At 55.9% G+C, this 13,135-nt stretch carries 22 protein-coding genes; 3 read left to right on the top strand and 19 right to left on the bottom strand.

The genetic code is table 11. From position 1 onward, the window contains the following. Positions 1-19 precede the first annotated feature (19 nt). Entirely contained in the window at positions 20-523 is a 504-nt protein-coding gene (locus H2515_RS01215; RefSeq protein ID WP_198660726.1) for a hypothetical protein, read from the bottom strand. Between the two features lie 31 nt (positions 524-554). Between H2515_RS01215 and H2515_RS01210 the strand changes: the two genes are divergently transcribed. Beyond that, positions 555-809 carry a hypothetical protein gene (locus H2515_RS01210; protein ID WP_198660725.1) on the top strand — a complete coding sequence of 85 codons (255 nt, stop codon included), beginning with the start codon at positions 555-557 and terminating at the stop codon, positions 807-809. Between the two features lie 154 nt (positions 810-963). Here H2515_RS01210 and H2515_RS01200 read toward each other — a convergent pair whose 3' ends face one another. From H2515_RS01200 to H2515_RS01120, 18 genes are all read right to left on the bottom strand, one after another. Next, positions 964-1,185: a hypothetical protein gene (locus tag H2515_RS01200; protein WP_198660723.1), complete on the bottom strand. Its 222-nt coding sequence runs from the start codon at positions 1,183-1,185 to the stop codon at positions 964-966. Then, the gene (locus tag H2515_RS01195; protein WP_198660722.1) at positions 1,182-1,553 is read right to left on the bottom strand and encodes a hypothetical protein; all 372 of its coding nucleotides are present in this window, start codon (positions 1,551-1,553) and stop codon (positions 1,182-1,184) included. Before H2515_RS01195 ends, H2515_RS01200 begins: the two co-directional genes overlap by 4 nt. 91 nt (positions 1,554-1,644) lie before the next feature. Then, positions 1,645-3,354 carry a DNA cytosine methyltransferase gene (locus H2515_RS01190; protein ID WP_232821489.1) on the bottom strand — a complete coding sequence of 570 codons (1,710 nt, stop codon included), beginning with the start codon at positions 3,352-3,354 and terminating at the stop codon, positions 1,645-1,647. Positions 3,355-3,571: 217 nt separating this feature from the next. Then, positions 3,572-3,829 (bottom strand): hypothetical protein, encoded by a 258-nt coding sequence (locus tag H2515_RS01185; protein ID WP_198660720.1) that lies wholly within the window; start codon positions 3,827-3,829, stop codon positions 3,572-3,574. Between the two features lie 51 nt (positions 3,830-3,880). Beyond that, positions 3,881-4,258, bottom strand: coding sequence for a hypothetical protein (locus H2515_RS01180; protein ID WP_198660719.1), 378 nt, complete (start codon positions 4,256-4,258; stop codon positions 3,881-3,883). A 50-nt stretch (positions 4,259-4,308) separates the two neighbouring features. Then, a complete protein-coding gene (locus H2515_RS01175) occupies positions 4,309-4,665 on the bottom strand; it encodes a hypothetical protein (protein WP_198660718.1) in 357 nt (118 codons plus the stop codon). A 114-nt stretch (positions 4,666-4,779) separates the two neighbouring features. After that, a complete protein-coding gene (locus H2515_RS01170) occupies positions 4,780-4,965 on the bottom strand; it encodes a hypothetical protein (RefSeq protein ID WP_198660717.1) in 186 nt (61 codons plus the stop codon). A gap of 13 nt (positions 4,966-4,978) precedes the next feature. Beyond that, the gene (locus H2515_RS01165) at positions 4,979-5,404 is read right to left on the bottom strand and encodes a hypothetical protein (RefSeq protein ID WP_198660716.1); all 426 of its coding nucleotides are present in this window, start codon (positions 5,402-5,404) and stop codon (positions 4,979-4,981) included. Beyond that, complete coding sequence (locus tag H2515_RS01160) at positions 5,401-5,709, bottom strand: hypothetical protein (RefSeq protein ID WP_198660715.1); 309 nt, start codon at positions 5,707-5,709, stop codon at positions 5,401-5,403. Before H2515_RS01160 ends, H2515_RS01165 begins: the two co-directional genes overlap by 4 nt. A gap of 26 nt (positions 5,710-5,735) precedes the next feature. Next, positions 5,736-6,140 carry a hypothetical protein gene (locus tag H2515_RS01155; protein WP_155735361.1) on the bottom strand — a complete coding sequence of 135 codons (405 nt, stop codon included), beginning with the start codon at positions 6,138-6,140 and terminating at the stop codon, positions 5,736-5,738. Further along, positions 6,127-6,534, bottom strand: a complete 408-nt coding sequence (locus tag H2515_RS01150) for a hypothetical protein (protein WP_064219995.1) — start codon at positions 6,532-6,534, stop codon at positions 6,127-6,129. Before H2515_RS01150 ends, H2515_RS01155 begins: the two co-directional genes overlap by 14 nt. A 98-nt stretch (positions 6,535-6,632) precedes the next feature. After that, complete coding sequence (locus H2515_RS15930; RefSeq protein ID WP_232821488.1) at positions 6,633-6,806, bottom strand: hypothetical protein; 174 nt, start codon at positions 6,804-6,806, stop codon at positions 6,633-6,635. Between the two features lie 116 nt (positions 6,807-6,922). Further along, a complete protein-coding gene (locus tag H2515_RS01145; protein WP_198660714.1) occupies positions 6,923-7,483 on the bottom strand; it encodes a M50 family metallopeptidase in 561 nt (186 codons plus the stop codon). Positions 7,484-7,549: 66 nt separating this feature from the next. Continuing rightward, positions 7,550-7,999 carry a hypothetical protein gene (locus tag H2515_RS01140; RefSeq protein WP_198660713.1) on the bottom strand — a complete coding sequence of 150 codons (450 nt, stop codon included), beginning with the start codon at positions 7,997-7,999 and terminating at the stop codon, positions 7,550-7,552. A 131-nt stretch (positions 8,000-8,130) separates the two neighbouring features. Continuing rightward, positions 8,131-8,451, bottom strand: a complete 321-nt coding sequence (locus H2515_RS01135) for a hypothetical protein (protein ID WP_198660712.1) — start codon at positions 8,449-8,451, stop codon at positions 8,131-8,133. Positions 8,452-8,521: 70 nt separating this feature from the next. Then, a complete protein-coding gene (locus tag H2515_RS01130; protein WP_064220399.1) occupies positions 8,522-8,884 on the bottom strand; it encodes a hypothetical protein in 363 nt (120 codons plus the stop codon). A 113-nt stretch (positions 8,885-8,997) separates the two neighbouring features. Further along, complete coding sequence (locus H2515_RS01125; protein ID WP_198660711.1) at positions 8,998-9,921, bottom strand: AAA family ATPase; 924 nt, start codon at positions 9,919-9,921, stop codon at positions 8,998-9,000. A 170-nt stretch (positions 9,922-10,091) separates the two neighbouring features. After that, entirely contained in the window at positions 10,092-10,547 is a 456-nt protein-coding gene (locus H2515_RS01120) for a hypothetical protein (RefSeq protein WP_064220401.1), read from the bottom strand. A 128-nt stretch (positions 10,548-10,675) separates the two neighbouring features. Between H2515_RS01120 and H2515_RS01115 the strand changes: the two genes are divergently transcribed. Together H2515_RS01115 and H2515_RS01110 are read left to right on the top strand one after the other, a co-directional pair. Next, positions 10,676-12,055 (top strand): DNA topoisomerase, encoded by a 1,380-nt coding sequence (locus tag H2515_RS01115; protein WP_198660710.1) that lies wholly within the window; start codon positions 10,676-10,678, stop codon positions 12,053-12,055. Beyond that, positions 12,049-12,999, top strand: coding sequence for a hypothetical protein (locus H2515_RS01110; protein WP_198660709.1), 951 nt, complete (start codon positions 12,049-12,051; stop codon positions 12,997-12,999). Before H2515_RS01115 ends, H2515_RS01110 begins: the two co-directional genes overlap by 7 nt. The last annotated feature ends 136 nt before the right edge of the window (positions 13,000-13,135 follow it).

Here is a 13,135-nt window from a genome sequence, read left to right as displayed (position 1 = left end):
CGATGGTGGCTGGTATGAATCACAACCCTGCCGAGTCGGAACCAAACACCGCCCGTTCCTCCGCCGTGCCGTGGTCAATCTCATGGCAGTAGTCCGGCGGTGGCGATTGGTCAGATGGATCAATCCAGCTTGGCGAGCCGCAATATTTGCAGGTGAACGGTGCTTCATTCTTTCCCACAAGCAGAAAACCAGACTCGTTGAACTTGAACTCAGGAAGCGCCCATTCGCAGGCAAAGGCTGTGTTCTGCGCGGTTTGCAATGCGCCCACAATGGCGTCCTTGCTTTGCCAGGACATGCTCATCTCGCGCACTTCACGCACGATTGCATCAAGGTCGATCCGGGCGCTCGTGCTGTTGAAAAACTTCCACTCTGCAATGTTTTCGATGGCAGCGGAAACGTGAGCGACTGCAAAGGCATTGGCAGTATTGAAGTCGCTCCCAGGAAGCAGTCGCTTCGCCAGTTCATTCGCGCTGTAGAGCATAATGATTGGGTGATGCTGAAAAAGCGGATGAACGATTTCCATACTAATCCCCTTCTAACTCACTGAGAAACTCATGTTCTTCGCCCAGGGTCCTGTCTCCGGCATCCCAGCCGGACACCCGATGCGCACACTCGCTGCACACGCCAAGGCCCGCCGCTCGGTCCAGCCTGACCCAGCAGCATCCCGACTCGCAGGCGTGCAGGTCGTCGCAGCCGCACTCAATGCACTTGGCAATCATTCGGCACTCTCCCCCGGCATGAATCAGGCCATCGTCCCAATGACGACAACCACGGACCCGACCCAAACGCCGCAACACAAGCAAACGTGAAAGGCGCACCTGGTAGGCTTGGAGCCTATGAAAACGCACGACGCGAAGGGGCTCAAAACGACAAGAACCGGATGACGACACCAAAACAGCCGGAGAAAAGTGATGCCAGCACAAAACAGGCTGACCAGAATAAGAACAAATCCAAAGAAACGGTTTATCTTTTATAATCATTCGTATATCTCCTATCAAGCGCGTGAAACATCGCCCAGCACTGGTGATATTCCGCCATGGAAAGGCTATACCGGGCCATCAGGTGATAGCTCTCGTTTCTCTGAGGCAATTCCCGATTCAGCACGGTTTCGGCGGTCGTGCGCCAGGTGCCATCGAAGTCGAAAAGCACCTGGTCGGCATCTATGGCTATTCTCTTTGCAATCATTCGGCAATCCTTCTCAACAGAAAGTGGCGAATAATCGCCGCCATTTTCTTGCTCCATGGCGGTGTAGCGGTCTGGATTGGAGGCAGTCCGAACATGGCTCTGGCTCCATCGACGGTGATTATTTTATAAGGATCGCGTTGACGCACCACATCTGCCATTTTTTCTAATATGGGGACAGCTTTGAGGTATTCCAGACCTTCAACCCAGAGCACGGTGTCTTTGACTCCGCGCTCGTTGTGGGTCATCACCTGCACATCCAGCAGTAGAATCTCGGGGAGATAGCATTCGAGTACATCTATAACCAGTCCCATATCTGTATGACTCATGTTTGCTATTGCTTGATTTTTGATGCGTTGTATTTTGCTCATTCGGCAATCCATCATCTATGATATTTACCCGTTATCTTGTTTAAGACCGCGATTTCAATCTGATCCTTTTTGATGTTTGTGTTAGGTATATTCACGCCACCCCTCCAACCACACTTAACGCAACAGCCACCGGCTGCACCCAAATAGGCATGGCATTGAGCATGAAAGTCTCTCCGGACCACGCCAGCAGGAGCGTTTGACCCATCACCCCGGCGATGGCCTGTGCCGCTGGTGGAGGTACCGCGTTCCCTATCCTTTCGCGCCAGGCCGAATCGCTGAGTCCTTCCAGCTCCAGATGCTCTTCGGGGTCTACCAGCCCTTGCAGAGCCGCCAGCTCCAGAGTGGTGAATGGCCGATGCCAGGTGTTGTCCAGAGCGCGGATGACGGCCACTAGATTGGTGTTCTGATCGGGCATTTCGTCCGCCTCATTCCCGATCGAAAAACAGGAAGCGCGTGGGTCCGCCACGCTCCACTTGCCGTTATCATGCCCGGCGGCTGCCGATACCGCCCCACAGGATTCTGCCCAGGGCACAACGCCGTAATGGGCCGCCGTGAGGTAGTGATCCCCTTTGGCGCGAGCAAGGCCCGTGCGGGGATCGGCCACGGCGAGTGCACCGCCAGCAACATGAGATGCGCCTACGACGGTCTTACTCGCGCTGTCCCATGGGACGATGCGATAGATGTTCTGGTGCGTAGTGCTCTTGTAACCCGGTCGCGGGTCTGCCACGGAGAATCGTCCCGTCATGGGGCGTCCGCTGGCTGTTACAGCGCCACTTGCCTGCTCCCACGGCAACACACCCAAAGTACCATCGTGAATTTCCTCAAGGCGCGGGTCGGCGACAGCGTAGCGCCCATTGGTGACAGTACCGCGTCCCGAAATGGTCCCGGTCGGCGCATTCCAGGCATTGACGCCCAGGTAGTGGGCGCGGCGTTCCGGCAGAATCAAATAATCCTTGAGGGTTCCATCCTGGACCGCCAGCTTGTTGAGTGATCGCCAGTCGCCGCCGGCCTCCACGAAGGCCAGGCGCACCCAGGTCTTCCATTGCAGAGAAGGGACTCGGTGCATGGCGCCGCCAGAAGGATCTCCAGGCATGGGCATCCGGCCCAGAATGTCGCCCACGGCCAGCAAAGGGCGCTTTTCCGGCTCATAGAGGAAGGGTGGCACCTTCTCCATGTGCCGGGCCACCAGCAGGAACCGCTTGCGCGATTCGGCGAGGCCGCCCAGTTCGCCGCAATCGTGGGTAGTCTCCGCCACGGCATACCCATACCGGCGCAGCAGCCCACCGATCTGATCCAGCAGGTGCCGACCCCGGTTCTGAATCCGGGGGACGTTCTCCAGGATCACGAACTCCGGCAAGTCATCTTTCCAAGCTTCCAGGGTCAGCCAGATCCCGCGCACGGTCAGGCGGTTGAGGGCCTGGTATTTTTCGGTTTTGCTCTTGCCCTCGGAAAGCAGCCCGGAAAACGCCTTGCAGGGTGGGCTGGTGAAGACGATATGGGGCCGTTCATTGCCCGCGGCCTTGCGGATGTCCGCTGGCGTCGCCTCTCGCCAATCCGCAGACGGCTCCTCGCCGTGGAAGGCACGGAACTGATCCCTGTCGAAGAGATTCAAAAGTGTGCCCGGTACGCCGGCAAGGCGCGAAAAATCGGCGATGGCCCGTTTGTCGGAATCGACCCCACCTAGGCAGCGGAAACGGGCCTGCATGGAGCCGACGCGAGCCTGCCCACGGTTGAAGCCGGCAGCGCCGCCGCCCAAGCCGCAGAACAGGTGGAAATGGCGGATTTCGCGGTAGTTATTCATTATTCTTCTTCCCCTTTGCATGGCGCCATTCCTGTTGTCCACGACTCCCTTGATTCCCTTTCCGCCTGATACAACCAACGATACCGCGCTAGCCAGTCGTCTATATTCCATGGACTCGGTAGAGCACCGTCCCCCCGCCCTGCCTCGCGTATCTGAGAGGCCCACATGGTCAGGTCGTCGGCTAACTCAAACGCAATCTCTTGTTCATCATCCTTCTTCATAATTCCATCGCCTTTCGTATCTGATATGGCTTCAATCCAGCAGCCACGCAGCCAGCTTCCGTGGCATGGTAATAATGAGTCTCTTCATATGCCCGACCCTTGCGTACCAAGCCCGCGAACTCCAGCCGCTCCATGCTCTGCAGATCCACTCCAGCCGGAGCAAAATGGTTACGGTAGCCCCACTGCCGCTTTTTGATGTGCGACCCAATGCCGAGCATGTGACGGAGGTTGTCCATATCTGTATCGTTTATCATTATCTTTCCTTGAATAATAACCGGCATAACGAACAAAATGTGTCACAGAACTTACGGTATGGTATTCGGGCCAGCTCCAGACCAGTTGCTGCCAGATGAATGGCTTTTTGTGTTGGTACCCACATAATGACCGTGACTGCTAGGCCATTGCGTAGTTTCGACAATCGCGTAGTAACCCGCAAACGCAAGCAGGAGCCAGCACACCGCTATCGTGATTGGCCATTTTGATAGTTGGAGAAACTTGTCTTCTGTCATTTCTGGATTTTCCGACTCCACCAGTGCTTTGTACGCTCTTGTGTAAAAGCGGATCACAAAAAACAAAAAAGAAACAAGCATAAAAGAGAACAGTAAGATTAATATTATTCTAAAGTCTTTAGGTCCTATACCGACTTCGCTATAAAACCTGAATATAATGTCATTCAGACTCATTTATTTTCTCCTCTTCACCAAAGCATGTGTTTTTGCACCGATTGCGACGATCACCGCGCCGCTCCCTTGCTACCCAAATGGTACACATGACGAATAAAAAGAACCGCCACAGTGATCGCCTGCGAGACGAGTCCGATCACACCAAGATAAATAAGATAAATAAACCAGTGCGGATTAATGTTTCCCACCTCAGCACGCGGCTTAGTGTATCCCAGCCCGGCAATCAGAAAGCAATAAGGTAGAACCACCCAGCACGCAAAAATGAGATGTGCAATAAATTTCAGAAAGACGCCAATCATCCTCCGCCCATGGGTGTTAACTCCCCGCACCATTGGCATGAATTCCCGCTCCAAAAAAATGTGAAGACCTCTCTTGAAAGTCATGACGCGTTCGCTTATCTGTGTCATGTTATCGCACCCCCACAAAAAATCCCTATCATCGCTAGCCACTTTTTTAGCTTAGGTTTTCCGTTACAATTTTCTACATTCCATGTTGCATTAGTCCAGGCGATGCCGGTTTTGTCACTCATAAACAGCGAGGCGCGAAAAATCGGCGATGGCCCGTTTGTCGGAATCAATCTCGCCCAGGCAGCGGAAACGGGCCTGCATGGAGCCGACGCGAGCCTGCCCACGGTTGAAGCCGGCGGCACCGCCGCCTAAGCCGCAGAACAGGTGGAAATGGCGGATTTCGCGGTAATCTTTCAGCATGATCTTTTACTCTTCATCTTTCTTCTGTTTTCCATTTCAATGGACCATAATAACTGCCAATATTTTCAGGATCAGGTTTTATGTCACCTATGTACTCCATATAAAGATGTTTCCCATCATTGACCAGATAATGTCCGTTTTCGACGATCTCTCCGGGTTCAAGAATCTTCGCCAGACCGCTGGTGCATTTTTCAGCCCATGCTTGCTCAATAACGTATTGTGAAGCACCGTTTTGGTGCAGCATCATGCAGAAATTCGCTATATCGACAGGATCGCCTTTGTTTATATGTTCCATCAGTAATTGCGCCAAATGCTCAGGTGTGGCCGTCTGCCATCCACCACGACCTTTCTCTTCGCGGGAACGACGCATTTTGGCTTTCATCGCTTCGGCAAAAGCATCAATGGCAAGATCGTCTGGATGTTCGGTTTTTGCGGTCATACTTTTTCTCCAGGCCCCAACTCTTGCCAATCCATTTCCACTGGATCCCCAACACGCCAGCCTTCTGCAAGTAGCCGTTCAAGCGGTTCCAAAACATCTGGTTCTTCGGTGCCTATATCCAGCACATCTGGATCATTGACGCTCCAATGTACGTCGTGGACATAAACGTAATCGCCCTCTGGCGTACATTGGAGCGCGGTGCCCACTGTTGGCACGAACGGGATATGAATGCAGATATAAATATTCTCAGCTTCATATTCCTGTTCGCCGATAGGTTCGGCGATATGTCTAACAACGGCTTTCATGCTGATAGCCCTCCATGAAAACTCTCCTATCCCTGCGCCAAAACCGATTTACGAAGACGATCCCGTGCGCCTTTATCGCAATCCGAATAGGATGCAGACAATGCCCGCAGCAGCACCACTATGGCCCGATGCCGGGCCTCCGAAAATGTCTCCGCCGGATTCTGGAGAATAAAAACGGGGCCGCTGCGACCGCCGGTGTTGTGCCGGAAACCTGCCGTCCAGTGATAGCCGGCGGCATCGCGGCCTATCCCGATTTCCCACCAGGTATCACCATCGAGATCGTGCCGCTCCCAATGGCAACTGTCTTGCGCGAAGCAGCGCGGATTATTTTCGCTCACCCGCGCCGCCGCCACATCCGGCACATCAAGACCAGCGAACAAATCCGGTGTATAGCCGGGCATAATTCTGCTTCGCGTATCAAGCGATGGCATGATGCGCCTCCACATCCCGAAATAGTGGTTTTCCGGCCATGCCCACCAGGGCAGACCGGAAAACTGTGGTGGCCCAGAGGGACCGCCCCAAAAAAGAACGGGCAGCAACCCCCTTGCTGTGGACGACGCGGCGGACCGCGCCGCCGACAACCCGGACGATGGCCCGAACAACCGAGACGGCGACGGCCTGAGCCATGTCCGCCACGCCGTCAGCAGCTTCCTCGATCTCGCTACGACGCCGCATGGCCTCGTCAATCAACCGGCCAACTTTCTTCTCGACGGGCTCCAGAGCCCGATTCTTAAACAGAGAGGCGTCATCAGCCACGAAGATCCCCGCCTTAGCCGCGATCACCACGACCGCGAACAGCGTCGAAACCCGAATGATCATCACCATGACAGCACCCCCTTAACCCTTCCTAATCCAAATCCCTACCCATAATCGTTATTCGTCGAACGTCAGGCCTAGCGATTTTTGCAAGCGCCGCCGTTCGGTCAGGATATGTTCCAATCGTGCGGCGAGCCGTTCGAGTTGAATGGCAGTGGGATGGCAGTGGGATGGCACTCCGCCAACCTCCTGGCCTGCGTCCGCGCCCTCACCACCAGTCCAATGGGATTGGGCACCGGGCGATCCGGCTCCTGACTGCCACCTACTGTTGCCTGTAACACGATTTTCTCCTTCACTCGCTCTTGCTGATTCGCCGACAGCCACGACCAACTTGTAAGTTATATTAAATACACTATGATTCACGAAGTCAAGAAAAAATAACAACGTGTTCACATGGTTAGCCCTTATAGAATCCTGACAGGAAAATGAACATGAAGCTTGCCACCGTTATGAAAACCATGCCCCACTTATAAAGCCGTGCCCGCCCCTCCTTGGTCAGGTTGACACCGATCAGCGGGAGATAGCTCTCCGCGATTTTCCAGCCATCCAGAGGCGGAATCGGCACCAGATTGAAGCCAGCCAGGGCAAAGTTCGCCATTGCCATGATGAAGAACACCTGCCGCCAGTTCTCAGCAAAAGGCAGGTAGTGGAGACCCAAAAAGAAGTAGGCCGTAAGCACCGATGCCGCAGGCCCCGCCGCAAAGATGAGCCGCCAGTCCGCCATCGAGGCTTTATCCTCGTCGAAACGGACATAGCCCCAGATAGGCAGGATGCCCACGGCCATCTTTTTCCAGCGCAGAAACGTGAGGGATCCTGCACGGATTTCAAAAACGGCACGCCGTCCCAGCAACAAGGCTACGACCGCCGCGTGCCCCAACTCGTGCGCCAGAATCGAAAACACGAAGAGTAGCAGCGTCGCCAGTAAAGCGAAGAGAAAGAATAATGGGCTACTGTGCATAAGAATCCCCCTCACTGCATTATGAGCAAGAAAAAACCCTCAAGGCAAAGCCGAGAGGGTGGAGGATTACCAGTTCCAGCTTAAAGAAGCGGGAATTGTCTGGAGCAGCCCACTAAGGACAGCCTTCGAGCGTTCGCGCTGAATGGCGCTCCGGCGCTCACCAAACTCCGCCTTGAGCACACCTATCGTATGCGCAAGAACGATCTCCTCATTTCCGTGAGTCGAATCCGCTTGTAATGCCGCATGGACACGCACGGCTATGTGCTCAGGACTGACAGACATACATAAATGTGCAGAACTCAATATCGAAACGTAACCGCTATTAAGCTTCTGGATACGCCGATCTTCCGTCTTTGTTACGTTCATACTCTGGATTTGGGCACCGCCATTGGCGAGACTGCCCATAAACACAGACACCTGGATAGCTATTGGGACGGGCTGCTTTTCGAGATCCCGTACATAGCCCCATATTTCACGGGTCGATGCCTTATACAAAACAACCAGTTGTTTCAACATTACATCCTCCAAAGAAAAAACCCGGAAGTGGGTTGGTTCATATCCATGGAGGATTACCGGACAATTTCCATGTGCCGGCGGCGGGTACCGAACACAAAAAACCCCAAGCCGAAGCATGGGGTGGGGGAGGATCAGGGTTTGCTAAAGGTGCTCATGCTCGCATCCATACGAACACGATCTTGTGGATCCGCAAATACCTTGCTGAGACTATCCACTACGTGCGTCGATGTCTCATGAGGAATCCGACCGCGAACAGCCGCTAACTCTTCTGGTGTGGGCATATCGTGCGCCACGCCCTCCGGAAAAAACTGATCGTAGAGGCGGTTGATGGCAATGTGGACCGCCTTGTTTTGTGAAACACCTAAGTGCTCCGCAATCCGTTTCAATGCGAAGTGCGTTGCTCCCGTAATCGTCTTCTCGTCATCAAAACGGACGGTGATGGCATGGGCCATATCAATCTCCTGTAACCACATTGGTATGATGGTATCATAACGATACCGTTTTGCAATCATCGGGTGCGGGTCAGAAACCGTGAACAGCGCCCAGTGCCCTTCTCAGTTTGCCCATGGTCACTGGATCATCCAGCCGAAGTCCCCCTATCTGAGCACACTCCTCCGGTCGAAAACGCGCCGTCACCTTGAAGTCGAACCGAGTTGGCTGGCTTAATCCAGCGGCCTCCAGATCTTCCTTCTCCCACAACACCATCTCGTGCGCCAGATGCCCGGAGATGGATACTTTCTTCGACGACCCGTAAGTCACCGTAACCACTTCGCCGCCGAAGGTGCTTTCCACCAACACTACCACTCCGTAATGAGGGAGGGTTCGGCCATCATCCGTCGGAAATGGCACTTTTACGATGTCGCCCGCGCTAATTTGCGTGTCCATACAACCTCCAAGAAAATTGGTTCATACCGGGAGGAGATACCGGACAGTTTCCATGTACCGGCGGGCGCCGAACACAAAAAACCCCAAGCCAAGGGCGAGGGGTGGGAAAATCATCAAGTAGCACCCTTTACGGTGTTCAGCAGCTTGCAGAGCGCATCGCCTTCGTCTTTGCCAAGACCATCGGCGAAACCAAACGACACAGCAGCCCAGATGGGGTCCGGCTGGCTGTCAAAGAGCCGCGACCGCAGAATTTCCCCGATACGCACCAGGCCGCGGGTTGAGAGCGGAGCGGACAACTCGCCTGCACGATACGCCGAGCGGGTCTCGGTCCCGAACCGGATCAGGAGATCGAGGATCTCATCCGGGAGATCGGTTCCGAACTTGCCCGAAAGGATCGCCTTCTCTTCCTCATTGGACGGATAATCCACCTCCGTGAAAAGAAAACGATCCAGAACCGCGGCATCCTGTACCTGCCGCGCACGGAACGATCCCGTCTCATCCCCGCGACCACGGGTGTTACCCGTAAAGGCCACCCGAAAGTCCGGATGCGGCTGGATGGTGTCGCCCGTCTCCGGGATCACCAGTGCGGAGCCTTCCAGGACGCGGTTGAGAATGATCGTGATCGACGGAGGCAGCGCATCGCCCTCATCAAACACAATCATCTGACCATTGCGCAGCGCACGGACCAAGGGGCCATCCACGAAGGCCGTAGCCCCGTTTTCAAGCCCCAGATACCCCACAATGTCCGCACGCTCCGTGCGTGCGTTGCAAGACAGGGTAACGCAGGACCAGCCCAGCCGTGCCGCCAACTGCTCGGGGAAACTGGTTTTGCCACTCCCAGCGGGGCCGGAAAGGTACATGCTCCGCCCTGCCACGCCCGCCATCCAGAGAAGCCCTTTGCGGAGCAGGTCTGGACGGAAAACGTAATTCTGAATCTTGTCGGGGACTCCTTCCGCCCCGACTTTGCCGGGAAACATCTTTCCCGCGAGTGCTGGGATACCAAAAGCGGTTCCCAAATCAACGGTGGTAGTGGTCATTACATCCTCCAAAGAAAAGGCCCCGGAAGTGGGGCGGTTCATACCGAGGAGGATTACCGGACAGTTTCTATGTACCGGCGGGGTTCGGACACAAAAACCCCCAAGCCAAAGGCGAGGGGTGGGGGAGAATCAAGGTTTGCTGCAGTACCAGTCTGAGAAGTCCTGCCTCCTCACCAGTTCCAGCCAAGAGAAGCCGGGATGTTCTGTAGCAACCCGGTTAAATCCCTGCCCTGAGCAACCTCAACGGGTGCCGGTGCCCGCACGACCTTCCATTGGTCCAGCAGCGCGTCAATGCCGTTACTGAGGCCGCCATGACGGACGAAATTGCCGTAAACATTCTTGATGACGCTGTCCATCAGGAGGTCCAAATGGGAAGTCCCTTGAGACAGAGGTTCCGGCACCTCAATGTCCCGGTCCCAGCGGAGCGGGTAACATGGAGTCTTCTTGCGATGTGTCGCCACCGCCTTGGCAATGTCCGTAGTTGAAACGACAGGCCTGCCGCCACCCCCTGGGCCACCGTAGAAAACCTTAGTGAGCGTGCCCCGGGCATCACGCCCCTGAAGCACACCCCAGACCTTCATCTTCGGGCTGTTCGGATCCTGCAACAGCCATAATCTTGCCTTCATAAACACCTCCAGTTTTCCCCAAAAACGTCCGTAGTTCATACCGTATTCAGGTACCGGACAGTTTTTGTGTACCGGGATAAGGCTTCGGGCTTTCATTAAATCAGTTTTTATAGTAAAAACACTATGAAATGAACATCGAAAAACGCGAGGCCATCATTCTTACCAGCACCCGAGGCATGGCACATGCCCTGGGGCGGCGGTTTGGCGTGCGTTCGGCATCCGCATCGGAAATGGTCACGCGCAAGGGCACCCGCATTCTATGGACAGGTGGGCCGCTATTGCGGCACTGCACCCCCGGCGAGTACCGACCGCGATGGAAAGACTATCGCCTGAGCGATTTGCCGATACTCCCGGACTTCCGGCTCAAACCCATCGCTACCGCGAGAGATCGCATCAAGGCGATACAGGATGCCCTGTCCGCCTGCGATCAGGTCATCCATGCCGGAAGCCCGGATGCAGGCGGGCAGTTCGGAATAGACACCCTCCTCGATCACCTCGACTGGAAGGGCTCGGTGCAGAGGATGCTGTTACCATCCCTGCATCCGGAGGACATCAGCGAGGTTCGGCCAGTGTCCAACACGCCATATCGCGCCTGGACGGAATCCGAGAAGTGCCGGATGCACGCGGACTGGCTCATCGGCATCAACCTCTCCCGGATGCTGACGCTGACCGCCAACCAGTCCACGCCGATTCCCGCTGGCCGCGTCATGACGCCCCTACTGGCTCTGATGCGCGACCGCGCATCGACCCAAATCCCCAAGCCTGAATCCGTCATCACCCCATTCGATACCGCCCATCTGCAAGCCGCCTGCCTGCGATCCGCGGGCACGCCTCCCGAGAAAACGCTGATGGCGGCACAGAACCTCTATGAAGCGGGTCTCATCTCGTATCCTTTCACGAATCACAAAAAGCTGAATCCGGCGCTCTGGTCAGCGCACCATGCGTTTCCAGTCGATCTGCACCAGGTCGAACCGGCTGTGATGGCCCACGCCGGCGGCCTGCAGATACTCGACATGCCGAAACGCCCCCTGAAATCCGACGAACAGACCGTGTTCGAGGCCATATTGGCGCGGGAATCGCAGCTCCGGCAGGAATGCTCCCGGCAGGGCTGCACCCGGCAGACGGCGCACCATCCGCAGAGCACCCATGCGCTCGCGGATCTGTACGAAGACATGGCGGATTTGCGCCGCTGGGTAGCATCCCCCGAGTTGCGGGCACGCGCTGACGACAGCATCCAGCTCGGCACGCCCCGATCTCGCCACACCATGCTCGCTAAAGTTTTCAAGGACGGATTCGTGAACCCGTCCACTTTGCGCATCACGCATAAAGGCGAAAGCGCCCTGGCACACGTCCCGCCGTCCATGCTGGATTCGGGAGCGATCATTTTGTGGGAGTCCGCAATCAGCGCTGTGGCGCAGGGAAGTCTCGACGCGGACGCATTCATGCGACGCATTCAGAGCTATGTAGGCAGTCTTTTGCAAGAAACTCAAAGGAGAAAAGCATGTTAGGAGATAAGCCGCTGGCCAGTTACGGCCACGAAAACGGGATGTTGAACGTCGCATGGATCAGCGGATTTGCGAGGAACTTCACGCGGGATGGGGATAGCGTCAGTGGATTTATCCAGCAGACCAACGATGTCACCCGCATGGTTCCCGTGGGACAGTCCCCGCGTCATAAGCGCACCTTCGCGGCCATCCAGAACGAAGAGGCGGTCAAGATCACCGGACGGGTGCATGGCCGCTTCGTCACCTGGAACAACGGTACCAAGGAGGTGACGGAGCACAGCGCCTTTCTCGACCCCCTGGAAGTGTCATCCCCCAGCATCATCGAAATGCCCAGTTCGCTGACCTGGCACACGCCGATCAAGAATCGCAAGGCCGACCGGATTCAGCAGGACGACTTCCAGCCCTTTGGCGGGGAAACCTTCGGAGAAGGCCGGATGCGGGATGCCGCGAATAACGTCGTGCTCGCCGGCATTGTAGACGGTATTCGGTCTTTGCGCGGCGAGGGGCAGAATGTCATCGTCGGAGTCGAAATCATCCTGCGACAAACGGAGAACCCTGAAGAAAGCATTCCCGTGCGGATGATGAACAGCAAGCTCGCCCGCATCATCAGGGAAGAATTGCGCATGGGCCGCCCGATTATGGTGCAGGGCAAGCTGCGGGTGCGTGACCTGAAGGCCGTTGATGCCGACGGTATCGAGACACCAACTGGGCAGCAGGTCGGTTACGTCTGGTGCAGAAGCATCCTCAATGCCCGGCGTGGCAAGGACATCCTCACGATTCCATCCTGGGTGAAGGACATCATGGCCCGCTATGGCCAAGCGCCGGAGGGCGGCGAAACGGCTCCAGAAGAGGATGCTCCCAAAGCTGCGGATGCCCCTGAACGTGCGGGGACCGCCGCCGAAAGCAGCATAGAAGATGAGATCGCCAGCCAACTGGCGAGCCTGTAAGTGGCGCGGGGGGGCGCGGGTGTGGTAGATTTTCTGGGTGCCCGGCCAGTTGCCGGTGACGTGTATGAAGAGCCGGATCCCGCAAGGAGTCCGGCTCGCTTGTTTTCAGCGTCCGCACCGCCTCCCTCCATAAAAT

It is taken from the genome of Acidithiobacillus ferrivorans (assembly GCF_016250455.1).
Lineage (GTDB): Bacteria > Pseudomonadota > Gammaproteobacteria > Acidithiobacillales > Acidithiobacillaceae > Acidithiobacillus > Acidithiobacillus ferrivorans.
This window is presented reverse-complemented; position numbering and strand designations above follow the sequence as displayed.

What these genes read in the sequence shown, in the direction of transcription:
- H2515_RS01215 (WP_198660726.1), bottom strand. Translation starts at nt 523, where the DNA reads ATGGAAATCGTTCATCCGCTTTTTCAGCATCACCCAATCATTATGCTC.
- H2515_RS01210 (WP_198660725.1), top strand. Translation starts at nt 555, where the DNA reads ATGTTCTTCGCCCAGGGTCCTGTCTCCGGCATCCCAGCCGGACACCCG.
- H2515_RS01200 (WP_198660723.1), bottom strand. Translation starts at nt 1,185, where the DNA reads ATGATTGCAAAGAGAATAGCCATAGATGCCGACCAGGTGCTTTTCGAC.
- H2515_RS01195 (WP_198660722.1), bottom strand. Translation starts at nt 1,553, where the DNA reads ATGAGCAAAATACAACGCATCAAAAATCAAGCAATAGCAAACATGAGT.
- H2515_RS01190 (WP_232821489.1), bottom strand. Translation starts at nt 3,354, where the DNA reads ATGAATAACTACCGCGAAATCCGCCATTTCCACCTGTTCTGCGGCTTG.
- H2515_RS01185 (WP_198660720.1), bottom strand. Translation starts at nt 3,829, where the DNA reads ATGATAAACGATACAGATATGGACAACCTCCGTCACATGCTCGGCATT.
- H2515_RS01180 (WP_198660719.1), bottom strand. Translation starts at nt 4,258, where the DNA reads ATGAGTCTGAATGACATTATATTCAGGTTTTATAGCGAAGTCGGTATA.
- H2515_RS01175 (WP_198660718.1), bottom strand. Translation starts at nt 4,665, where the DNA reads ATGACACAGATAAGCGAACGCGTCATGACTTTCAAGAGAGGTCTTCAC.
- H2515_RS01170 (WP_198660717.1), bottom strand. Translation starts at nt 4,965, where the DNA reads ATGCTGAAAGATTACCGCGAAATCCGCCATTTCCACCTGTTCTGCGGC.
- H2515_RS01165 (WP_198660716.1), bottom strand. Translation starts at nt 5,404, where the DNA reads ATGACCGCAAAAACCGAACATCCAGACGATCTTGCCATTGATGCTTTT.
- H2515_RS01160 (WP_198660715.1), bottom strand. Translation starts at nt 5,709, where the DNA reads ATGAAAGCCGTTGTTAGACATATCGCCGAACCTATCGGCGAACAGGAA.
- H2515_RS01155 (WP_155735361.1), bottom strand. Translation starts at nt 6,140, where the DNA reads ATGCCATCGCTTGATACGCGAAGCAGAATTATGCCCGGCTATACACCG.
- H2515_RS01150 (WP_064219995.1), bottom strand. Translation starts at nt 6,534, where the DNA reads ATGGTGATGATCATTCGGGTTTCGACGCTGTTCGCGGTCGTGGTGATC.
- H2515_RS01145 (WP_198660714.1), bottom strand. Translation starts at nt 7,483, where the DNA reads ATGCACAGTAGCCCATTATTCTTTCTCTTCGCTTTACTGGCGACGCTG.
- H2515_RS01140 (WP_198660713.1), bottom strand. Translation starts at nt 7,999, where the DNA reads ATGTTGAAACAACTGGTTGTTTTGTATAAGGCATCGACCCGTGAAATA.
- H2515_RS01135 (WP_198660712.1), bottom strand. Translation starts at nt 8,451, where the DNA reads ATGGCCCATGCCATCACCGTCCGTTTTGATGACGAGAAGACGATTACG.
- H2515_RS01130 (WP_064220399.1), bottom strand. Translation starts at nt 8,884, where the DNA reads ATGGACACGCAAATTAGCGCGGGCGACATCGTAAAAGTGCCATTTCCG.
- H2515_RS01125 (WP_198660711.1), bottom strand. Translation starts at nt 9,921, where the DNA reads ATGACCACTACCACCGTTGATTTGGGAACCGCTTTTGGTATCCCAGCA.
- H2515_RS01120 (WP_064220401.1), bottom strand. Translation starts at nt 10,547, where the DNA reads ATGAAGGCAAGATTATGGCTGTTGCAGGATCCGAACAGCCCGAAGATG.
- H2515_RS01115 (WP_198660710.1), top strand. Translation starts at nt 10,676, where the DNA reads ATGAACATCGAAAAACGCGAGGCCATCATTCTTACCAGCACCCGAGGC.
- H2515_RS01110 (WP_198660709.1), top strand. Translation starts at nt 12,049, where the DNA reads ATGTTAGGAGATAAGCCGCTGGCCAGTTACGGCCACGAAAACGGGATG.